The organism is Marinobacterium zhoushanense (assembly GCF_014641945.1).
In the GTDB taxonomy this organism is placed as follows: Bacteria; Pseudomonadota; Gammaproteobacteria; order Pseudomonadales; family Balneatricaceae; genus Marinobacterium_D; species Marinobacterium_D zhoushanense.
This window is the reverse complement of sequence record NZ_BMIJ01000008.1, coordinates 269,295-288,952: the sequence shown is the minus strand read 5'-3', so window position 1 is coordinate 288,952 and position 19,658 is coordinate 269,295. Positions and strand designations below refer to the sequence as shown.

At 60.9% G+C, this 19,658-nt stretch carries 21 protein-coding genes; 9 read left to right on the top strand and 12 right to left on the bottom strand.

What is annotated here, in order from left to right:
• Nucleotides 1-11 precede the first annotated feature (11 nt).
• From IEX40_RS19335 to IEX40_RS19325, 3 genes are all read left to right on the top strand, one after another.
• Nucleotides 12-881, top strand: a complete 870-nt coding sequence (locus IEX40_RS19335) for a uracil-DNA glycosylase family protein (protein WP_188751313.1) — start codon at nucleotides 12-14, stop codon at nucleotides 879-881.
• A gap of 19 nt (nucleotides 882-900) precedes the next feature.
• Nucleotides 901-1,353, top strand: a complete 453-nt coding sequence (gene rimI / locus IEX40_RS19330; protein ID WP_188751311.1) for a ribosomal protein S18-alanine N-acetyltransferase — start codon at nucleotides 901-903, stop codon at nucleotides 1,351-1,353.
• An 85-nt stretch (nucleotides 1,354-1,438) separates the two neighbouring features.
• Complete coding sequence (locus IEX40_RS19325) at nucleotides 1,439-2,107, top strand: energy-coupling factor ABC transporter permease (RefSeq protein WP_188751309.1); 669 nt, start codon at nucleotides 1,439-1,441, stop codon at nucleotides 2,105-2,107.
• A gap of 12 nt (nucleotides 2,108-2,119) precedes the next feature.
• Here the strand turns inward: IEX40_RS19325 and IEX40_RS19320 are convergent, their stop codons facing one another.
• The 4 genes from IEX40_RS19320 to IEX40_RS19305 form a co-directional block, all read right to left on the bottom strand.
• Nucleotides 2,120-2,650, bottom strand: coding sequence for a response regulator transcription factor (locus IEX40_RS19320; protein ID WP_188751307.1), 531 nt, complete (start codon nucleotides 2,648-2,650; stop codon nucleotides 2,120-2,122).
• The gene (locus tag IEX40_RS19315) at nucleotides 2,647-3,924 is read right to left on the bottom strand and encodes an ATP-binding protein (protein WP_229680849.1); all 1,278 of its coding nucleotides are present in this window, start codon (nucleotides 3,922-3,924) and stop codon (nucleotides 2,647-2,649) included. Before IEX40_RS19315 ends, IEX40_RS19320 begins: the two co-directional genes overlap by 4 nt.
• 110 nt (nucleotides 3,925-4,034) lie before the next feature.
• A complete protein-coding gene (locus IEX40_RS19310; RefSeq protein ID WP_188751303.1) occupies nucleotides 4,035-5,426 on the bottom strand; it encodes a nicotinate phosphoribosyltransferase in 1,392 nt (463 codons plus the stop codon).
• Nucleotides 5,413-6,042, bottom strand: coding sequence for an isochorismatase family protein (locus IEX40_RS19305; protein ID WP_188751301.1), 630 nt, complete (start codon nucleotides 6,040-6,042; stop codon nucleotides 5,413-5,415). Before IEX40_RS19305 ends, IEX40_RS19310 begins: the two co-directional genes overlap by 14 nt.
• A gap of 70 nt (nucleotides 6,043-6,112) precedes the next feature.
• Between IEX40_RS19305 and IEX40_RS19300 the strand changes: the two genes are divergently transcribed.
• The 3 genes from IEX40_RS19300 to IEX40_RS19290 all read left to right on the top strand — a co-directional run bounded on the left by IEX40_RS19300 (nucleotide 6,113) and on the right by IEX40_RS19290 (nucleotide 8,812).
• On the top strand, nucleotides 6,113-6,292 hold the full coding sequence (locus IEX40_RS19300) for a hypothetical protein (RefSeq protein WP_188751300.1): 180 nt from the start codon (nucleotides 6,113-6,115) through the stop codon (nucleotides 6,290-6,292).
• Between the two features lie 90 nt (nucleotides 6,293-6,382).
• Nucleotides 6,383-7,966: a peptide chain release factor 3 gene (locus IEX40_RS19295; RefSeq protein WP_188751297.1), complete on the top strand. Its 1,584-nt coding sequence runs from the start codon at nucleotides 6,383-6,385 to the stop codon at nucleotides 7,964-7,966.
• A 60-nt stretch (nucleotides 7,967-8,026) separates the two neighbouring features.
• On the top strand, nucleotides 8,027-8,812 hold the full coding sequence (locus IEX40_RS19290; protein WP_188751295.1) for a TatD family hydrolase: 786 nt from the start codon (nucleotides 8,027-8,029) through the stop codon (nucleotides 8,810-8,812).
• On the opposite strand, the gene IEX40_RS19285 is transcribed toward IEX40_RS19290, so the two are convergent.
• Both IEX40_RS19285 and IEX40_RS19280 read right to left on the bottom strand, forming a co-directional pair.
• Nucleotides 8,803-9,207 (bottom strand): hypothetical protein, encoded by a 405-nt coding sequence (locus tag IEX40_RS19285; protein ID WP_188751293.1) that lies wholly within the window; start codon nucleotides 9,205-9,207, stop codon nucleotides 8,803-8,805. The two genes, IEX40_RS19290 and IEX40_RS19285, sit on opposite strands and share 10 nt — an antisense overlap.
• 29 nt (nucleotides 9,208-9,236) lie before the next feature.
• Nucleotides 9,237-11,147 carry a beta-ketoacyl synthase gene (locus IEX40_RS19280; protein ID WP_188751291.1) on the bottom strand — a complete coding sequence of 637 codons (1,911 nt, stop codon included), beginning with the start codon at nucleotides 11,145-11,147 and terminating at the stop codon, nucleotides 9,237-9,239.
• 230 nt (nucleotides 11,148-11,377) lie between these two features.
• Here IEX40_RS19280 and IEX40_RS19275 point away from each other — a divergent pair, with 230 nt between their 5' ends.
• Nucleotides 11,378-12,040, top strand: a complete 663-nt coding sequence (locus tag IEX40_RS19275) for a YiaD family glycine zipper/OmpA-like lipoprotein (RefSeq protein ID WP_188751290.1) — start codon at nucleotides 11,378-11,380, stop codon at nucleotides 12,038-12,040.
• Nucleotides 12,041-12,066: 26 nt separating this feature from the next.
• On the opposite strand, the gene IEX40_RS19270 is transcribed toward IEX40_RS19275, so the two are convergent.
• From IEX40_RS19270 to IEX40_RS19260, 3 genes are all read right to left on the bottom strand, one after another.
• A complete protein-coding gene (locus tag IEX40_RS19270; RefSeq protein ID WP_188751287.1) occupies nucleotides 12,067-12,792 on the bottom strand; it encodes a hypothetical protein in 726 nt (241 codons plus the stop codon).
• A gap of 47 nt (nucleotides 12,793-12,839) precedes the next feature.
• Entirely contained in the window at nucleotides 12,840-13,034 is a 195-nt protein-coding gene (zapB, locus tag IEX40_RS19265; RefSeq protein WP_188751285.1) for a cell division protein ZapB, read from the bottom strand.
• Nucleotides 13,035-13,111: 77 nt separating this feature from the next.
• Complete coding sequence (locus IEX40_RS19260) at nucleotides 13,112-14,326, bottom strand: flagellar assembly protein T N-terminal domain-containing protein (RefSeq protein WP_188751284.1); 1,215 nt, start codon at nucleotides 14,324-14,326, stop codon at nucleotides 13,112-13,114.
• A 149-nt stretch (nucleotides 14,327-14,475) separates the two neighbouring features.
• On the opposite strand from IEX40_RS19260, the gene IEX40_RS19255 reads away from it, so the two are divergent.
• The gene (locus tag IEX40_RS19255) at nucleotides 14,476-15,189 is read left to right on the top strand and encodes a FlgO family outer membrane protein (protein WP_188751282.1); all 714 of its coding nucleotides are present in this window, start codon (nucleotides 14,476-14,478) and stop codon (nucleotides 15,187-15,189) included.
• Between the two features lie 28 nt (nucleotides 15,190-15,217).
• Nucleotides 15,218-15,685 carry an LPP20 family lipoprotein gene (locus IEX40_RS19250; RefSeq protein WP_229680848.1) on the top strand — a complete coding sequence of 156 codons (468 nt, stop codon included), beginning with the start codon at nucleotides 15,218-15,220 and terminating at the stop codon, nucleotides 15,683-15,685.
• A 16-nt stretch (nucleotides 15,686-15,701) separates the two neighbouring features.
• Here IEX40_RS19250 and IEX40_RS19245 read toward each other — a convergent pair whose 3' ends face one another.
• Genes IEX40_RS19245 through map form a run of 3 tightly spaced genes read right to left on the bottom strand, consistent with a single transcriptional unit; the run spans nucleotide 15,702 to nucleotide 19,591 of the window.
• Nucleotides 15,702-15,998 carry a DUF1244 domain-containing protein gene (locus IEX40_RS19245; RefSeq protein ID WP_188751280.1) on the bottom strand — a complete coding sequence of 99 codons (297 nt, stop codon included), beginning with the start codon at nucleotides 15,996-15,998 and terminating at the stop codon, nucleotides 15,702-15,704.
• 12 nt (nucleotides 15,999-16,010) lie between these two features.
• Nucleotides 16,011-18,707, bottom strand: coding sequence for a [protein-PII] uridylyltransferase (locus IEX40_RS19240; protein WP_188751278.1), 2,697 nt, complete (start codon nucleotides 18,705-18,707; stop codon nucleotides 16,011-16,013).
• A gap of 38 nt (nucleotides 18,708-18,745) precedes the next feature.
• Nucleotides 18,746-19,591 (bottom strand): type I methionyl aminopeptidase, encoded by an 846-nt coding sequence (map, locus tag IEX40_RS19235; protein ID WP_505712068.1) that lies wholly within the window; start codon nucleotides 19,589-19,591, stop codon nucleotides 18,746-18,748.
• Nucleotides 19,592-19,658 lie beyond the last annotated feature (67 nt).

Sequence of the window (19,658 nt, the reverse complement as noted above, 5' to 3'; positions counted from 1 at the left end):
CGGACCGGACAATGGATCTCAGCGGCGAACAGCTTCGGCATCAGTATCTGGAAGCGATCGGCATCAGCAGTTGGTTGCCCCGCGCCCGGTTGCCGGGCGCCGCGCCGTCCGACCCCTGGGTGGAGCGGTTCCACTATCCATTGGCGGAAGAGGGCGATGGGTTCGCCGATTTTGCTGACGCAGAGATTGAACAGCCCTCTGTTGATACGCCCGCCGCCAAAGACACAACGCTGGGGCCAGAGGTCGTCAGCGCGGCGGCACAAACCGCCCGCTCCCAGGCTCGTGCCTCCATCGCGCCTTTGATCGACTCCGGTCAGCCAACCCAAACTCCGGTTACGACTGCAGCGGCGCGTGCCGAAGTGGTCGAGCAGCCCAGTGCGCCGGTGCGTCGTGGTCCGCCGGTTCAGGCCCCCCGTGTGAAGCTGGCGTTTGTGCTGGCCGGCGACCTGCTCATTGTGGACAGTCTGCCGCCGGCGGCGCGTCTGGGTTTCTCGGCCCAACACCAGAAATTGCTTTCCGGCATTGCCCGTGCGCTGGGAGTGACCGAACCGGCCAGTGATGCGGCTTTGCTCTCCTGGCCGGTCCTGGCTGGCGCGACTCTCGACCAGGGACCGCAGGAGCTGGCGAAAGCGGTTCGGCGCAAGCTGGAGCTGACGCTGGCGCTGCGCAGTGTCAAACGGGCGGTGTTGCTGGGCGAGAGCGCCGCGCAATGGGTGTTGGAACGGGAAGAGACCCTCGATGCTCTGCGTGGCATACGCTTTACCCTGAGGCCGGAGCTGCACTGCATTGCCAGTGTCAGTCTCAGTCAGGCATTGCAGCTACCGGAGCTGAAAGCGGAGCTTTGGCGTGACCTGCAACCGTTATTGACCCATCCCAGCTGAATCGCTATCGAGACCTCACTTGACTACACCCGAACTGCGTCGCGCAACAGCGGACGATCTGGATCTGTTGCTGAAGCTTGATGACAGCTGTTTCGATGACTCCTGGTCGGCCAAGCTCTGGCAGCAGATGCTCGGCAATACCAAGCGCTATCTGTGCTGGCTGCTGGTGGCGGATCGTCCGCTCGGATTCGTGCTGTTCAGCCATATTCTCGACGAGGCGGAGCTGATCCGCATCGGTGTACATTCACAGCGCCGCGGCGAAGGGCTGGCGCGGGCGATGTTGTTGGAGGCGCAGGCGGTTTTGGAGCAGCGCGGCGTGAGCGCATTCTATCTCGAGGTGAGGGACTCCAATAGCGCGGCCCAGCAGCTGTACCGTAGCTGCGGTTGGCAGAAGAACGGTCGGCGCCGGGGGTACTACTCCACCGAGGATGGCACCGAGGATGCGCTGCTGTTCAATCGCACGCTGGATTGACCGGGATCAGCACGCCGGGCTAAGCGGCGGATGAGCTGTTCCGATACACTACAGATGCGAGTTTAACCTGAGCGAGATGGGGCTGATGAATCCGAGTGAAGGGCTGGTCGGTGTCGGCTGGCTGACGGTTAGCGCGGTGCTGTATCTGGTCGCCCTTGGCGTGGCGCTGCGGTGTTTGCCCTGGGCTGTGCTGGTGCGCGAACGCGGCATTCAGCACCTGCTGTTCGGCGCCGCCGTGGTGATGATGCTGATGTGGACGCTGCGCGCCGGTATCTCCCCGGGGCTGTCGATCCACTTTGTCGGCATGACCACGTTGACGCTGATCTTCGGCTGGGATCTGGCGATCTGCGCCGGCACTGCCGCGCTGATCGGTTTGACCCTGATGGGGCGTGAAAGCTGGACGGAGTTCCTGCCCAACGCGCTCTGTTTCGTGGTGATCCCGACGCTGGTCAGCTATGCCATCTGGCGGTTGGTGGAGTGGCGGTTTCCGAAGAACTTCTTTATCTACCTGTTTCTCTGCGCCTTTCTCGGTGGCGGTATCGCCGCCATGAGCGGCGGCATGACCATGGGTGCTCTGCTCTGGCTGTCCGATACCTACCCCTGGAGCAAGATCTACCACGAATATGTGCGCTATCTGCCGCTGATCATGTTCCCGGAGGGGCTGGTCAACGGCATCATCATGACCGGCATGATGGTGTTTCATCCGGACTGGATCCGCACCTTCGATGCCCGCCGTTATATCGATGAGCAGTGATGCCGGAGTCGTCTACCGCCTGACCGGCCGTTTCTGCAGCTTGCGCTGCAGGGTGCGCCGATGCATGCCCAGTGCGCGTGCTGTCGCGGAGATGTTGCCGTCGTGGGCGGAGAGCACCTTCTGGATATGCTCCCACTCCAGCCGGTCCACCGACATCGGGTCGGCGGATATCGGTCGTTCGGCATCCGCTGCGACCTGCTGCAGCGCCGCGAGGATCTGGTCGGCGTCGGCCGGTTTCGGCAGGTAGTTCACGGCGCCGAGCTTGATCGCATCCACGGCGGTAGCGATGCTGGCGTAGCCGGTCAGGATCAGGATCCTGACCTCGGGATTGATCCCCCTGAGTCCTTCGATCAACTCCAGTCCCGATGGTCCCTCCATCTTCAGGTCGACACTGGCCAGCTCCGGCGGGGTCTCCTGTGCACGCTCCAGTGCCTCGGGCACACTGCGCGCGACGCTGACGTTAAACCCGCGCCGGGTCAGGGCGCGGGCCAGTACGCGGGTGAAGGTGGGGTCGTCATCGACGACCAGAAACTCTCTGCTCATCGCGGGTTCTCTTCAGTGGCGGGAATGGGCAGCCGGACCTCGGTCAGCGTGCCGCCTTGCGGGTGGTTATACAGGCGAACCTCGCCGTCCTGCTGGGCCAGGGTGGTCGCGGTCAGGAACAGGCCGATACCCAGCCCCTTACCCTTGGTGGTGACAAAGGGCTTGCCCAGGTCCGCGGCAGTGGCCAGGGGCAAGCCGGGACCCCGGTCATGGATACGCAGCCAGATCTGCTCGGTATCCCAGCTCAGCGTGATCCCGATATCCTGCGGGCAGGCATCAGCGGCGTTGTTGAGCAGGTTGGTCAGCGCCTGCACCAGCTGGGTCGAGCTGTTTACCAGCGGGGGACTCTGTGTGTCGGGTAGCTGCACCCTGTAACCGGCCTCAGGGCGCATCAACTGCCACTGGTCCAGCAGCTCGTCCAGCATTTTGGTGACCGGTGTCAGTTCACTGCGGCCCGCCTGTTGGGCGCTTTGCGCCATCGCCTGCAGGCGCTCGGAGCAGGCAGTCACCTGTTGTTGTAGTAGGGCGATATCCTCTGCCAGCTCGCCGTCGGGGTGATCCAGGGCCATATCGTGCAGCACCACACTCATGGTCGACAGTGGGGTACCCAGCTCATGGGCGGTGCCCGCTGCCAGCGTTGCCAGCGACAGCAGCTGTTGATCCTGCAGCCGGCGCTCGCGCTCCTGCACCAGGCGCCGCTCTTGCTGGCGCATGGTCTGCTGTAGACGCACGATGAACCAGCTGATCAGCAGGACAGTGAACAGGAAGTTGAACCACATGCCGGTGATGTGGAGATCGAACAGGGCGACCAGGCTGTGGCGATGTCCGCTAGCGAGGGGCATTACCGGCAGGTAATAGTGCATCAGCGAACTGTACAGCAGCACCACCAGCAGAGCGGTCAGAAAGGTGAACCGCCAGGATAACGTGGCCGCGGCGATCAGCAGCGGTATCAGCAGCAGGAAGATGAACGGGTTGGTGGCACCGCCGGTCTGGTAGATCAGCGCACCGTAGAGCACGGCATCGGCAGTGAGCTGGCTGAACAGCTCGGTTTCGGTGACCGGCCAGTGCGAGTGCAGTCGGGCATAGGTGAACAGATTGACCAGTGCGACGATGCCCAGCGTACCGGCAATCAGCCAGACATTGATCTGCAGATTCAGCATGTACACGGCAAACAGCACGGCGACCGCGATACCGAACAGGGTGACGACGCGGATATAGGTCAGTTGCAGCAGGTGTGCATGGTAGCCGGGCCTGGATGGGCTGGTGTTGGACACGCTTACTCTCACGGAAAGTCTCACGGATAGGGCCAGCGCCGCAGTATAACCCGTGCCGATTACGCTGGCATGGGGCATAAGGTCGCATGCCGGATGCGTGGTGAGGCTGGTTACCGGTTGAAACGGCGATCGGTCTCCTGAGCCATTCGCTGCAGCCGGTCCGATACGCGTAACGGCAGCGGCGGGCCCGGTTCCAGGCTGAGCAGGGCGTCGGGCAACAGGGCGATCTGCTGCTGCACGCGACAGCGTATATCGGCCAACGGCTCGGCCGGCGCCAGGCAGCAGCCGTTGTGCATGACCGGCTCAAGCAGTGCGATGCCGTCGTGTACCGTCTCGGTGTCGCAGCAGAGCCGGTCGTAGGCGAGCTTGCCGTGGTTATCCAAGTGACGGAATAGCTGTTTACGTCCCGGCCAGGTCGCTTTGCCGCTGGAGCGCTTGCGTCTCGGTATGCCGGCGTACTCCTGCAGCTTGTATGCGCAGTTGAGGAAAGGGGCGTCGGATGAGGTGGTCAGGCTGGTCCCTATGCCGTAACCGTCGATCGGGGCGTGCCGCCGGACAAGGTCCCGTAGCAGCCGCTCATCGATGCTGGAACTGGCGAAGATGGTGATCTCGGGATGGCCTGCCTGGTCCAGGATACGGCGCACCCTGAGCGCCTCCTCGCCCAGCTCACCGCTATCGATGCGTACCCCCTTGACCACGATGCCCCTGGGCAGCAGGGCATCGGCCAGCTCCGCTGCGCGTCGTGCGCCACGATCGGTGTCGTAGGTATCGATCAGCAGGATCAGGTTGTTCGGCTGGCTGTCGGCAAAGTGGCGGAACGCATCCATCTCGTTGTCATGAGCCTGGATATAGGCGTGTGCCATCGTGCCGAGGATTGGGATACCGTAGCGCTGCCCGGCCAAAACATTGGCGGTACCATCAAAACCGCCCAGAAAACAGGCACGTGCGGCCAGTAAGCCGGCCTCGGCACCATGGGCACGGCGCAGGCCGAAGTCGACCAGTTTGGCATCCGGAGCCTGGATACGGCAGCGTGCCGCCTTGGTGGCGATCAGGATCTGCAGCTGGAGCAGGTTGATCAGGCGGGTTTCGATCAACTGGGCCTGTGGCAGCGGTGCGGTGATCCTGACCACCGGCTCGTTGCTGAAGCAGAGCGTGCCCTCGGCCAAGGCGTGGACACTGCCGGAGAAGCGAAAGCTGGCCAGGTAGTCGATCAGGTTTTGTCGGAACAGGCCGGTCTGAGACAGGTACGCCAGCTCGCTCCGGGAGAAGCGGGTGCGTTCCAGAAAGGCCAGCAGCTGCTCAAGACCGGCGAAGATCAGGAAGTTGCGGTTCTCCGGTATCTTGCGCACAAAAAACTCGAACACCGCCTCGTTGTGCATCCCTTGGTCGAGGTATGTCTGCAGCATGGTGAGCTGGTAGAGGTCGGTCAGTAGCGGGCTCTCCTCCAGTCGATTCTCCGTCAGCAGATTCTCTGCCTGTGGATGGGCGTCAGGGGTTGGCATCGATCAGATCCTGCAGGGTGATCAACTCTGCGCCGCTGTCCAGTATCTGGTCGAGCGCCCGTATACCATCTCCCGGGTTGACGTTGACGGCGCGGATGGCGTCTTCGACGACCTGTACCTCAAAGCCCAGCTTGCGGGCATCGAGTACGGTCTGCAATACACAGTAGTCGGTGGCAAGTCCGGCAACGAACAGCCGTTGGCAGTTCAGTTCGCTTAGCTGCTGAGCCAGGTCGGTGCCCTGGAAGCCGGAATAGGCGTCCGGTGAGATCGCCGTGCCTTTGGAGACGATCAGCGTCGATGGCGGCAGATTCAGTCCGGGTGCCCAGCCTGAGCCGGGGGTCTGCTGGATGCAGTGTGGAGGCCAGGGGCCGCCCTGGGGCTGAAAAGAACAGTGCTTGGGTGGATGCCAGTCCCGAGTTGCCAAAATCGGCCGCTTGCGGGCTTTGAAAAGCGCGATCAGATCACTCACCACCGGAATGACCTGGTCACCGTCGGCTACACCAAGCGCGCCGCCGGGCAGAAAGTCACGCTGGAGATCGACCAGCAGCAATGCGTCTCTGTGGTTCAGGCGCAGCGCATCGGTATTGTCCAGGTGAAGTCCATCGGTGGTGTACATGTGCTACCTCCCGGAAGGCTGGGCCGACAGATTGGATGGGCGGCATTGAACCCTCCTGCCTGTAAGCGTAGTGCATCTCACCGTTCCGGGAGGGGTGATCCGTCATGTCGGTCTAGGTGTAGAGGGTGATAGGGAGCCGTCCTCGGCCAGGATGGGTGAGTCGCTGGCGGTGGTGATTCGCGAGTTTTCCTGGCCGATTAACGAGTCGGTGGACGTTTTCGAATCTGATCGATTGTTCATCGTCCTCTGATCGGCGAGAATAGCGCACTTTCTAACCGATCCCGTGCCGGTCAGCAGCTTGCTGGCCGGCCAGCTTTGCCAATCTGGAAGACCCGAACCGATGTCACATCCTGTTCAGCGAGAAGTCGCCAAGCGGCGCACCTTTGCCATCATCTCCCACCCCGACGCCGGTAAAACCACCATTACCGAGAAACTGCTGTTGATTGGGCAGTTGATCCAGGTGGCCGGTACTGTCAAAGGGCGTGGTAGTGACCGGCACGCCACCTCCGACTGGATGAGCATGGAGCAGGAGCGTGGTATCTCAATCACCTCGTCGGTGATGCAGTTCCCCTACAAGGAGCGGATCGTCAATCTGCTCGATACCCCGGGACACGAAGACTTCTCCGAGGACACCTACCGCACACTGACCGCGGTGGATTCCGCATTGATGGTGGTCGATGGCGCCAAGGGTGTCGAGGAGCGCACGATCAAGCTGATGGAGGTGTGCCGGCTGCGCGACACACCGATCTTCTCCTTCGTCAACAAGCTGGACCGGGATATCCGTGATCCGATCGAACTGTTGGACGAGATCGAGGAGGTGCTGAAGATCGAAGCGGCACCGATCAACTGGCCGATCGCCTCCGGCAAGCGCTTCAAGGGTGTGTATAACCTCTATACCGATACCCTGCACCTGTTCACCCCGGGCATGGGGCATACCCTGGCCGAGGAAAAGCTGATTCGGGGGCTGGATTCGGACGAGGCGCGGACGCTACTGGATGACGAATACGAGGATTTCGCCGACGAGATCGAGCTGGTGCGCGGTGCCACCCACGAGTGGGATCAGCAGGCCTACCTCGAGGGCAGGCTGACACCGGTCTATTTCGGTACTGCTCTGGGCAACTTCGGTGTGCGCGAGATGCTCGACGATTTTGTCGACTGGGCACCGGCACCGCCGGCGCGTGGCACCGAAACCCGTGCGGTGGAATCCAATGAGGAGAAGTTCTCCGGTTTCGTCTTCAAGATTCAGGCCAACATGGATCCGAAACACCGTGACCGCATCGCCTTCATGCGTATCTGCTCCGGCTCCTATAGCCGTGGCATGAAGATGAAGCATGTGCGGATCGGCAAGGATGTGAAGATCGCCGATGCGGTGACCTTCCTCGCCGGTGATCGCGAAAACGTGGAGACCGCCTGGTCCGGCGATATCATCGGCCTGCACAACCACGGCACCATTCAGATCGGCGACACCTTCACCGAAGGGGAAGAGTTGAAGTTCACCGGTATTCCGCACTTCGCGCCGGAGATGTTCCGCCGCGTGCGACCGACCGACCCGCTGAAAATGAAACAGTTGCAGAAAGGTCTGCAGCAGCTGTCGGAGGAGGGCGCGGTGCAGTTGTTCCAGCCGATGAAAAACAACGATCTGATCCTCGGGGCTGTCGGCCAGCTGCAGTTTGAGGTGGTGGTATTCCGCCTCAAGGATGAGTACAAGGTGGAGTGTGTCTACGAGGGTGTCAGCGTGGCGACAGCTCGTTGGGTGGAGTGCAGGGATAACAAGATGCTGTCCGAGTTCGAGCGCAAGGCGTACGACAACCTGGCCTATGACGGTGCCGGACTACTCACCTATCTGGCGCCGACCCGCGTAAACCTGTCGCTGACCGAGGAGCGCTGGCCCGATATCGAGTTCCGCGCCACCCGGGAACACTGAGGAGGATCGCGGGTTGAGTTCGATGGTTGAGTAACGATCGCCGAGTGCCATACTGCCACTATGCTGATCGATACCCACTGCCATCTGGATTTTCCCATCTTTGACAGCTGGCGCGACCAGGCGTTGCGCCAGGCCTGCATCGCCAGTATCGGCGCCATCGTTGTGCCGGGCGTTACCGCGCGGCACTGGGTCAGGGTGCTTGACCTGACCTGTGGCAACAGCAGCGCTGTTCGCCTCTATCCAGCGCTCGGGCTTCACCCCTGCTTTATGTCCGAACACCGCCCCGAACATCTCGATCAACTGCGGACAACCGTTGTGGAGCATCGTGACCGGCTGGTGGCCATCGGCGAGATCGGTCTCGACTTTCAGCTCGAGCACTACGATGCACGAGCACAGACCGAGCTGCTGCAGGCTCAGCTTCTCATCGCGCGCGAGGCCGCGTTGCCGGTGCTGCTGCATGTGCGCAAGGCGCATGATCAGGTGTTAAAACTGCTGCGCCAGCTGCGCCTGCCGCGGGCCGGTATCGTGCACGCCTTTTCCGGCAGCGAGCAGCAGGCGCGGGAGTACGCGAAGCTCGGCTTCAAGCTCGGTTTCGGCGGCGCGATCAGTTATCCGAGGGCGACCAAGCTGCGCCGCCTGGCGGCCGAGTTGCCGCTGGAGTGGTTGGTATTGGAGACTGATGCCCCGGATATGCCGCTCAGCCGATGGCGCGATGAGCCAAACCAGCCGCTGCGTGTGGTCGAGGTGGCGCACATTATTGCCGAACTAAGGGCAACGACGGTTGAGCAGGTTGCACAGCAGACCTCCGCGACCGCACGGAAGCTGTTACAGCTGAATCACTCGTAAGGCTGCTTGCGGGTACGTTCCAACGCGCGCCAGGCCGTATCGGTCAGCTCGTTTGCAGGCAGGCGCAGGTAGCGGCTATCGCTGCCGACGGCGCTGGGTTGGTACTCACCACCGGGAGGGTTCATCAGCAGTCGGGCAAAGCTGAGCGGGTAGTTAGGTCCCCTAACCTCGGCGCCGTAAATTTTTTCGACTTCGGGCAGCACCGTCCGCGAATAGGCAACAATGACCAAGTCATGGCACAGCACTGAACTGCCCTGACAGAGTCGCAGTCGCTCGGTATCCAGGGTATAGAACTGGCCGATGGTGGGATCGCGCTGCAGCAGCTGGCTGTCGATACAGCCGCCCAGTGCTAGTGCCAGCAGCAGTGGTAATGTCCAACGTCGGGCCCTGTTCATTGCGCTTCCCTCTGTTACCGTGCCGTCGCTCAGCACATGTCCTTGTATGGATTGTCCAGATCCAGGCTGATCGGATTAGCATAGCCCGGCAGCTCTATCTGATGCTCGTTGATCGTAAGATCTTCGCCCGCCAGTACCTGGTGATCGTACAGGTAGGTGGGGCGTGACAGGCCGCGAATCGACTGTTGATCGTAGATGGCGGCGCGCTCGCGCACCGCTTCGCGGCGCTCGCGCCAGGCCTGCATGACCGCCTTGCCATGGCGGCGCTCGAGCAGCTGTTCGCCGATATGTGGGGCCAGAACGCAGGCGGTGGCGTTGTTGCCGCCGAAGCCCTTGGCATTGATCATCACCGAGTCCATTCCACTGCTACCGACCTGTTGGTGCGCGAGCGAAAAGTTGAGGTGGCTCCGGTGTACATCATCGGCAATCGCCGGGGTGGTGGTCAGGCCCGGAATATAACCGTAGCGCCAGGTGCCCAGCGCGGACATGATCTGGTCGCCACCGGCGGTGCCCTGTGAATGGCCGAGGTAGGCCTTGACCGCGGAAACCGTCCAGTCGCGAATATCGAACGCGCGTGCGATCTCGTTGATGACATGGGACTCGGTGACCCGATTCTGCGGTGTGCTGGTACCATGGGCCTGTACATAGCTGCGCTGGCGCAGGGATTCTTCTCCGAGCATGCTGCGTACCAGTGCGGCCGACTTACCCAGTGTCATGTAGTTGCCGATGCCGGGTGCCGAGATCGACTTTTTGTGACCATCGGCGTGGACAAATACATCGGGTACGCAGCCATGAATATCGGCGCCCAGCTCCAGCGCCAGATCGTCGCTCATCAGTACCAGGTACTGGCTGGATTCGCCGATGGTGAAGCCGCAGTTTTCGCCGAACGGGCGGCAGGCGCGGCGATAGTCGTCGTCGCTCAGACTGTCCAGTCCATCCAGTGCCGCCAACTGCTTGTCTTCGGCAAGGGCGCCCATGGCGCGGAAACCTTCGATCACTTCCGGGGTTACCGGCGCATCGGAGCCGCCGATCATCGCCAGTTTGCACTGGCCGCTGCGAATAGCGTCGACACCGCTCTTCAGGTTGTACAGGAAGGTAGCACAGGCACCCAGCGCGCCACCGGTGGTGCCCACGTTGCCCAGCAGGTAGGCGTTGATGAAGTCGGCCGGCATCTGCGCGTACCCCAGCGGCATCTGCTTGGAGGTGGTGCGCTTGCCGAGGGCGGGAAACTTGGTCAGCCCGCCAAAGCCGAAGTCGTCCAACTGGCCGATGGAGTTGCTGGCAAATACCGCAATCTGGTCCGGTGCCAGATGTTTGAGAATCTCATCGTAGGCGATACCGACCGAACTCAGCGCATCGGACGCCGCGTAGATCGCCATCTGCAGTCCGCGGGGGTGGTTACGTGACTGGTACAGTCGGCCCGGTTCGAAACCGGTGGGCAGCATGCCGGCGCTCTGGACCTGGGCCTCCTTGGTGTCATGGAAGATCAGGTCGCAGGAGCCCTGCACAACCACTTCGTACTGTCCACCCTCCACTTCGCTGATCTGCCAGTTATCGGGCAGTTGCGCCGGCAACTGGCGGCGACGCAGGCGGAAGCGCAGCTGACCATCGCTGCCTTCGATGCTCGCCGGACGGTTGAAGGTCACGGCGTGCACATCGAACCAGTCCTTATGGATGCGGCGGATCAGGGTGTTATCGCGCACGGCCGGTTCGATTGCAGTAGCCAGCTCTTCCGCGCTGATCTTGTCTCCGTCGGCGTTGAGATAACTGCCATCGCTGAAACTGGTCAGCCCCATCAGCACAGCAAGGTCCAGTAGGGTCTCCCGTCGCGAGTCACTGTCGAGCTGGTCCAGAATCAGGCGCCGATAGCCGTGATGAAAGGATGCTCGGCCGGCCGGGCTGATACCACCGAAACCGACGATGACAGGAAGCTGGGACAAGAGTTGACTCCTCGGACTGGAAAAGCGGATGCAGATGTTAGATAAAACTGAGCAGACCATATTTTATCGGGTGAAGGTCGCACTGGCCAGCATACAGAGCGCCCTATACCCTAATTAGGTCCGCTTAATCGCCGGTTAAGCTAAGCTGGACTAAATAGAATTCATCGGAACCTGGGTTGGCTTCGTCGGTCAGCTACAGGTCTTTTAGAAACACTTGAAGGAGTAACCTCATGAAGTACAAAACCGCAGTGGCATCGGCGCTATCGGTCGCGCTGCTCTCTGGATGTACGACGCTGGACCCCTACACCCAGGAGCAGAAAACCTCTCAGGCCACCAAGGGCGCGGGTATAGGCGCACTGGGTGGGGCGATTCTGGGTGCAGCGGTGGCCGGGAAAGGGGATCGTAACGAAGGGGCCCTGGCCGGTGCGCTGATCGGTGGAGCCGTGGGTGGTGGCATCGGCTACTACCAGGATCAGCAAGAGATGCGCTTGCGCCAGGAACTTGAGGGTACCGGGGTGCGTGTTGAGCGTGTCGGTGATGATATCCGCCTGATCATGCCAGGCAATATCACCTTTGCCACCGACAGCGACCGCATAGATACCGGTTTCTATCCGGTACTCGATTCCGTCGGCAAGGTGCTGATCAAGTTCGATAAGACCCAGATCGATGTCGAGGGCTACACCGATTCGACAGGCTCGTTCGAATATAACCAGCAGTTGTCCGAACGTCGTGCTGCTGCCGTGGCTCAATATCTTATGTCGGTCGGTGTGGATCGGTTGCGTTTAAACGCTCGCGGGTATGGTGAGCGCAACCCCATCGCCGATAACAGCAGTGCTGCCGGACGTGCCGTCAACCGGCGTGTCGAGGTACGGATTCGCGGTACCCAACGCTAGCCGCCGACAGCGCTGCAGGGGGAGTCTTAGTCAGCGGTGAAGCGCCATATCGATGGGTGTTCGAACTGCGTTAAAAAGCGCTCCTCCAGCGACAGGATATCGGTCGCCGTCAACTTGCCCTGTCCGGTGATCAGCACCGGATAGGGCTTGCCACCAAACAGACCGCGAAGGGGTTGATCGTCCGCGTGATCCAGTGACAGCTGTCCCAGCGCGTCCCCCGCGGCCAGCGCCGAGGCGAGCTTCAGTGAGATGACCGCGTGTCCATGTGGCGCGTATTTCAACAGGCGGAAACCGCTGTCCACGTCTGGTCCCAGATAATCCCTGTACGGCCCGGATGCAGCGGCGGCGGAGTGCATCTCCAGAATCTCGATGCCGATGTTGTCCGTGCCCAGCGGGGCTGCCCAGGCACCGCCTCTCAGATGCAAGTTGTAATGCTTGTCTAACCGGGCGTTGTAGTCGCTGAGCATGGCGACAAAGGCTTCGACGATGCCCAAGGCTTCCTCGGCTGTTGCAGGCTCAGCCAGGAAAATGATCTCATCTCCGGCTACCCGCCAAACCCTCAGTTCCGGGATATGTTCGGCCTCGGCGAAGGCAAGGGCCAGCTTGCCCATGAGCACCAGTGGCACTTCGCGAAAAAACGCCACGAAAGGCTCCAGCCACTCAGGAGTCGAGCCCCCGTTGCTGTGTGCCTGTTTATATTCCGTGGAGCCGGCAATGTCGGCTGACAGCAGTAGGAGGGATCGCTCTGTCATACTGTCTCCTGGGTAGGACTGCCGGCGGTTGCCGGCAATCCTATGATTTATAGCGCAGCGCTCTCCTCGAGTCGATCAAACATACCCAACAGTTTTTGCAGGCGCTCGTCGGTCTCAGCGGCTTCCTGCTTGAGCCCATCGCGTATCTGACGCAAATCGCTGATCTCAAGGCGCAGGGTTTCAACCTCCTCAATCAGCGAGTCCAGTTTGTTTTCCAGCTCGGCAAAGATTTCGTTCGACATGGTGTTTCCTTTTACAGCGGACAGATTGGCGGACGCAGCCTAAGAGCGGTCGTGCTCACTGTCAATGGCGCGCGCACCTAGCGGGAGATGACGATGTCGTCGCGCTGTATATTGTGGGTCAGACTGTCGCCGGCCATGCGACCGCGAGCCATGCCGGGCTGTACCAGATCCAGGGTCAGGACTTCATAGGTATCGCTGAGTTCCGAGTAGGCGCGCATCTGGTCGTCGTAGTGGGTCAGGCGTCGATAGATGCTCAGTTGGTCGCCTTTTTTGAAACCTTGACGACTGCCGGCATCGATCCAGATCTGGTCACCCTGGGTACGTGTGATGCGGGTGGCGAAGGGTTCGCAGCGCAGGCGCGAGCCGAGCCAGGCACTGATCTCCTGCGCCAGTTTACGGGTACTCTGGCCGTAATCCTGCTGCCAGAACAGGGCGGTGGCAAAGCCGGTGCGCTCCTCGCGCGGGCGGGTCCAGCGCCCCTCGGTGGAGAATGCCTTCTGCTCCAGCAGTTCACCGCTGAGTCCATCGTAGAGGAAGAGATCCAGGCTCAGGTTGCGCAGGTGGCGCTGGCTGGCGTAGTCGGCCTGGTTGTACAGGTCGGCGAGGATGTTGGGCTCTCGGGGGCCGACTGGGCTGCGCATCGACATGTCGCGGATTACGCCGGCCAGGATAAACTGGCTGCGCAGCAGTTCGCTGTTCTGCAGCGCGTTGCTTACCCGGCCCTCGGGGAGCCGTGTGGCTGGGGCGGTGGCCGGGTTGGCAACCAGATTCAGTGAGGTGAGCTTGAGCGTTTCAAGCGCTTTCTCGTTCTCCAGCAGATCGGCGATCAGACCCGGCAGTTGCGACTGGATCGTCCCTAGGTCGCCGGCGCTGGCCTGGCTCGGCGTGAGCAGAGGGAAGCTGGTCAGGGCAAGGCTCTTGCGGTAACTCAGCGGTGCCAGCCCCGACTCGCAGCCCTGCTCTACGTACACATCGGCCTGAATACGCACGAACAGCAGCTGGCCCTGTATCCACTCATCGAGCGTCTTGACGTTGCGGACATCGCCCAGTGCCCGAAGCTCTATCGTGTCGACATCCAGGACGCCATTAGCGATCTCCTGGGTTGCCGATATATAGGCAGCGCTCTGCAGAGCCGCGGCCTGGCTGGCGTCGGCTATCGCCTTGCGGCGGGCGCTCTCGACATCTCCGTTGACGATGGCAGCACTACCCTCGGCTACAACTTGAAGCGCGTGTGCGGGCAGCGCAATGAAGAACAGGGTTAGAAGCAGAAGGTGGCGAAGAGTGCTCAACATAAAGGGCAATCGACCGATACACATACAGAAGTTCAGGAATGTAGCATACCCCGGCGCTGTGCGCAGTGGTCGTCAGTGATCTTCGGGGCTTGGGGGTGCGCGGGTTGCCGTGATAGATTGGCGCGGGTGAAACAGGGGAATTGACGTTGATGAAGAGAACTCTGCTTGTCTCGCTGCTGTTGGCCGCTATTGCAGGATGTGCGGCAAACCGCGATGAGCCGCAAGCTGTGCAGGTTGAAAGTCTGGGACCCGTGGCGGTGCAGCAGGTGGAAGCCTTGATCGCTGCTGCGGGGCAGACCGGCAGTCGTGCCGAGCGCGCGGGGTATCCCGCCGACCTCGCGCAGGTCGGGGCGCAACCCAATGGTTTCGATCCTGTGAGCGAAGCGGTACGGCAGATGGCGGATCAACTGGCGCAGGGGTTGGATGAGAATCGCGTACGGCGGCTGCCGATGGCGATCCTGCAGTTTCACGAATTGGTTGAGCGTGAGCGGGTAGGTTCCCTGGGCGAGCGCTTGAGTGACGGATTTATCTTCCAATTGGAGCACCTCGGGTATAACTTGGTCGACTATCGCGCGGTCAGCCTGACCACGACGGCCAAGCAGGAGCCGGACCCCGGTTCCCTCTCCCTGCTGCGCAGTCGTAACCGGATCTATTTCGTGTTGACCGGTACTTACGCGGTGCAGCCGGAGGGGTTGGTGGTCAACGCCCGGGTGCTGGATACCACGACCCGTCAGGTGCTCGCTTCGGCGCAGTCGCATATTCCGTTGAATCGGCTGGAGGGCGCCTGGCCCGGCTATGATCCGCTGCGTGCCGCCGATACGGGGATGATCATTGAGAACCGCCAGGGGCCGGCCGGCATGTAATCGCCATTGGATCGGGAAGAGAAGGTCTTTGAAAACGCTGAAACCACTACTGCTGCTGATCTGTCTTGGTCTGCTCTCGGGCTGCGAGACGGTGGCGCATACCTTTACCGCTACGGTGGATGCGCTGCCTGACGTGAAACGTACGCCCAGAGTCGAGGAGAACGTTGAGCCGAACTGGGTCAGTGCCACCGGTTATGCGCCGATCAGTCTGCAGCCTGGAGAGACCCAGCAGCAGAAGATGCTGATGGCGATGCGGGCATCGAAGCTGCGGGCGTACCAGGAGTTGGCCGGCATCATCCATGGCCAGTACCTGTTCGGTACCACTCAGGTCGAGGAGATGGTACTGCAGAATGACCGTTTCAGGAGTTCTGTGGCCGGTATCGTGCGCGGTGCGCGGGTAGTCAAAAGCTACCCGGTGCAGGATGATGTGTATGCCACCGTACTGGAAGTAGACCTGAACAGGGTTCAGCGCGCTTGGGTGATCAGCAACGACTAAGCCCTGCCGCTTTCGCTTACTCTTTGGGTTGGTTTTGTTCGAACGCCGCTAGCTGCTCCGCTGTGGCTTCCCGTTGGTATTTCTCTTTCCACTGTGCGTAGGGTTCGCCATAGACGATCTCCCGCGCCTGCTCGTAATCGACGGACTCACCACGCTCGGCGGCTTCGGCCGAGTACCACTTCGACAGGCAGTTACGGCAGAAGCCGGCCAGGTTCATCAGGTCGATGTTCTGCACATCCTTGCGCGCATCCAGATGGGCCAGCAGGCGACGCAGCACGGCTGCTTCGATTTCGGTACGGGTCTGGTTATCCATATCGGATTCCTCTTATTGGCTGTGCTGCACGTGCTGGTCGAGCTGATGGCAGATCGCCTGCTGCAGTTTCTGGCACAGTTCCGGATCGCTGATCGGCTGATCGTTACGGTCGGTGATGAAGAAAAAGTCCTCTACCCGTTCGCCGACGTTGGCGATCTTGGCTTTGCGCAGGGTAATGCCGAATTCGACGAAAATCTGGCCGATGCGCGCCAACAGGCCGGGGCGGTCGGCGGTGATCACTTCGAGTACGGTCTGCTGCAGGGTGGGATCGTTGCTGATCAGCACCCGGGTCTTGGTGGCAAAAGCCTTGAGCTGTCGCGGCACCCGTCGCTGCACGATATCGGGGTAGTCTTCCGGGTGGCTCAGCTCTTCGATCAGCCGCTGGCGGATAGTGTTCAGGTAGTCCGGGTTGTCCGACAGGGGCAGGTTGTCTTCGGTCAGCACGGTATAGTTATTCAGTGCATAGCCGTTGTCGCTGACGATGATGCGAGCGTCCTGCACGCTCAGGTGCAGCTGGTCGAGGGTTGATACGGTGGCCGCGAACAGGTGCGGTTCGTCATGTGTATAGATGAAGATCTCGGTAGCACCTTCATGGCTGCGGAAGGAGGTTTTCTCCAGCGTGATCAGCGGAGTGTTGGTCTCGCGGTGCTCGAGAATGGCCTGGGTATGGTTGGCGATCGAACGCGGGTCTTCGCGCAGAAAATAGTCGTCGCCCAGCCCTTCCCAGAGCGCATGTGTCGATTCGGCATTCACTCCTTTCCGAGACAGTGCTTGCAGCGCTTCATGCTGAGCCTGTTCGATCCGTTCCGCCTTATTCAGCGGATTCTCCAGCCCGCGTCGCAAGGCTCGCTTGGTCTCCATATAGAGCTGGCGCAGCAGACTGGCGCGCCAGCTGTTCCACAGCGTATGGTTGGTGGCGTTGATGTCGGCCACGGTGAGCACGTACAGGTAGTCCAGATGGATAATATCGCCCACCTGCTCGGCGAAAGTATGGATCACCTGTGGGTCTGAGAGGTCCCGCCGCTGGGCGGTCATCGACATCTTCAGGTGGTTGCGCACCAGCCAGGCGACCAACTGGGTGTCCCATTTGCCGATATGGTGGCGTTCGCAGAAGGCGATGACGTCGTCCGATCCCAGCTCCGAGTGATCCCCGCCGCGCCCCTTGGCGATATCGTGGTAGAGGCCGGCGATATAGAGCAGCTCGATCTTCGGCAGGTGGTTGACCACCCGATGCGCCACCGGGAAGGTGTCGCGATGGTCGCGGTGGCGGAACTGGCGCATCTTCTGGATCACCTTCAGCGTGTGCGCATCGACGGTGTAGATGTGGAACAGGTCGTGCTGCATCTGGCCGACGATGCGGCCGAACTCCGGCAGGTAGCGCCCGAGTATGCCATAGCGGTTCATTCGCTTGAGTTCCGTGGATACCCCGTCTTCCGAACGCAGCAACTCCATAAACAGCGAGGTGTTGCGGATATCGTTACGGAAATTGTCATCGACCAGGTGGCGATGGTCGCGGATCAGGCGGATGGTGGAGGCACGTACCCCTTTGATGTCGCGGTGCTGCGCCATGATCACGAACAGCTCCATTAGTGCGAAGGGGTGGTGCTCGAACACCTTGTCGTGCGTAACCTCCAGATAGTCGTTGTGGACCTGAAAGCGGCTGTTGATCGGTCGTATATGCTGCTGCTCTTCGGCGCGCAGGATCACCTCGTCGAAGTACTGCAGCAGCATGTCATTGAACTCTGACATCGCCTTGGCGACGCGATAGTACTTGCTCATGAACTGTTCGACGGCCAGTGCGCCCTTGTCGTCTTCGTACTTGAAGAACTCGGCCAGTGAGCGCTGGTGGTCGAACAGCAAACGGTCTTCCCGGCGGTTGCTTATCATGTGCAGTGCATAGCGCACCGTCCAGAGGTAGAGTTCGCCGTTGTTCAGTGCCTCCAGCTCCGACTCGGTCAGGAAACCGTGATCCACCAGGTCACGAATATAGGTGGCGCCGAAGTGGCGTTTGGCGACCCAGCCGATGGTCTGCAGGTCGCGCAGTCCGCCGGGGGAGGTTTTCAGGTTGGGTTCCAGGTTGTACTCGGTGTTGTTGGTGCGTTCGTGGCGTTCGGCCTGCTCGGCGAGCTTGGCGCGGAAAAACTCCTTGTCGGTCCAGGCGCCCTCCGAGGTGACCCGTTCATACATCGTCTCCTGCAGCTGTGGATTGCCGATAAGGGTGCGGGACTCGATCAGATTGGTGGCGATGGTGATATCGTTGCGCGCCTCCTGGTAGCACTCCTCAATGGTACGCACGCTGGAGCCTATCTCCAGACCGATATCCCAGAGCAGAGTCAGAAAACGGCTGATACTCTCTTCGAAACTGGTTGGCTCGACACCGTCGATCAGGATCAGGATATCCACGTCCGAGTAGGGGTGTAGCTCGCCGCGGCCATAGCCGCCGACCGCCACCAGTGCGACCCGGTCTTGATCCGGCCAGTCGAAGCGGGTCCAGGCCTGGGTCAGGATCTGGTCGAGCACCCAGGCGCGGCCATACACCAGATGGCGGATATCCTCGCCGTTGCGAAACGCCTCGTTCATTGCCGCCATCGAGCTGCGCAGGGCGGTTTTCAGCGTCTTGATGGTCGCTTCCTGCGCAAGCGTTCGATGCAGATTATCGACATCGAGGTAACGGGAAAAATGCTCGGTGGACAGAAAGCTGGTGGACATGCGACTGGGTTCTCTATGTTTTCGGCTGGGGCTGAGGATCAGATCGTCTCGTCGGCGCGTAGCGTCAGGACCTCATAGCCGTCAGCGGTCACCAGAATGGTGTGTTCATACTGTGCCGACAGGCGACGGTCGGCGGTTTCGACGGTCCAGCCGTCACGCTTGTTCAATTTCACATGGCGCTTACCGGCGTTGATCATCGGTTCGATGGTGAAACACATCCCCTCTTCGAGCACCTCGCCGGTGCCGGCGCGGCCGTAGTGCAGTACCTGAGGGTCCTCATGGAACTCGCGACCGATGCCGTGGCCGCAGTACTCGCGTACCACCGAATAATGATTGGACTCGGCGTACTGCTGAATCACCTGGCCGATATCGCCGAGACGTGCGCCTGGGCGTACCAGCTTTATCCCCATGTACAGGCACTCCTGAGTGATTTCGCACAGGCGTTGAGCATGCGGGGCGACATCGCCGACGTAAAACATCATGCTGGTATCGCCGTGGTAACCATCTTTGATCACCGTGATATCCAGGTTGACGATATCGCCCGACTTGAGCTTCTTGTCGCCGGGGATGCCGTGGCAGACAACCTGGTTGATCGAGGTGCAGATCGACTTGGGAAATCCGTGATAGTTCAGCGGGGCGGGGATCGCTTTCTGCTCATTGACTATATAGTTGTGGCAGATTCGATCCAGTTCGTTGGTGGTGACTCCGGGAACGACGCTGGGCGCGATCATCTCCAGCACTTCGGCGGCCAGGCGGCCTGCAACGCGCATCTTTTCAATCTCGTCCGGGGTCTTGATGGTGATACTCATAGGGCTCCGCTGATTCCGGTTGTGTCGGCGGCGGCTTTCGCCGCACGGGGACGATAGATTGTAGCCAAAAAACACTCGGCTGAGAAAGGTGACTTCAATCCCCGCATGGTTTGTGGTATAAAAGCGCTCCCAAAAATCCGCC

What these genes read in the sequence shown, in the direction of transcription:
- IEX40_RS19335 (WP_188751313.1), top strand. Translation starts at nt 12, where the DNA reads ATGGATCTCAGCGGCGAACAGCTTCGGCATCAGTATCTGGAAGCGATC.
- IEX40_RS19325 (WP_188751309.1), top strand. Translation starts at nt 1,439, where the DNA reads ATGAATCCGAGTGAAGGGCTGGTCGGTGTCGGCTGGCTGACGGTTAGC.
- IEX40_RS19320 (WP_188751307.1), bottom strand. Translation starts at nt 2,650, where the DNA reads ATGAGCAGAGAGTTTCTGGTCGTCGATGACGACCCCACCTTCACCCGC.
- IEX40_RS19310 (WP_188751303.1), bottom strand. Translation starts at nt 5,426, where the DNA reads ATGCCAACCCCTGACGCCCATCCACAGGCAGAGAATCTGCTGACGGAG.
- IEX40_RS19305 (WP_188751301.1), bottom strand. Translation starts at nt 6,042, where the DNA reads ATGTACACCACCGATGGACTTCACCTGGACAATACCGATGCGCTGCGC.
- IEX40_RS19295 (WP_188751297.1), top strand. Translation starts at nt 6,383, where the DNA reads ATGTCACATCCTGTTCAGCGAGAAGTCGCCAAGCGGCGCACCTTTGCC.
- IEX40_RS19290 (WP_188751295.1), top strand. Translation starts at nt 8,027, where the DNA reads ATGCTGATCGATACCCACTGCCATCTGGATTTTCCCATCTTTGACAGC.
- IEX40_RS19285 (WP_188751293.1), bottom strand. Translation starts at nt 9,207, where the DNA reads ATGAACAGGGCCCGACGTTGGACATTACCACTGCTGCTGGCACTAGCA.
- IEX40_RS19275 (WP_188751290.1), top strand. Translation starts at nt 11,378, where the DNA reads ATGAAGTACAAAACCGCAGTGGCATCGGCGCTATCGGTCGCGCTGCTC.
- IEX40_RS19270 (WP_188751287.1), bottom strand. Translation starts at nt 12,792, where the DNA reads ATGACAGAGCGATCCCTCCTACTGCTGTCAGCCGACATTGCCGGCTCC.
- zapB (WP_188751285.1), bottom strand. Translation starts at nt 13,034, where the DNA reads ATGTCGAACGAAATCTTTGCCGAGCTGGAAAACAAACTGGACTCGCTG.
- IEX40_RS19260 (WP_188751284.1), bottom strand. Translation starts at nt 14,326, where the DNA reads ATGTTGAGCACTCTTCGCCACCTTCTGCTTCTAACCCTGTTCTTCATT.
- IEX40_RS19255 (WP_188751282.1), top strand. Translation starts at nt 14,476, where the DNA reads ATGAAGAGAACTCTGCTTGTCTCGCTGCTGTTGGCCGCTATTGCAGGA.
- IEX40_RS19245 (WP_188751280.1), bottom strand. Translation starts at nt 15,998, where the DNA reads ATGGATAACCAGACCCGTACCGAAATCGAAGCAGCCGTGCTGCGTCGC.
- IEX40_RS19240 (WP_188751278.1), bottom strand. Translation starts at nt 18,707, where the DNA reads ATGTCCACCAGCTTTCTGTCCACCGAGCATTTTTCCCGTTACCTCGAT.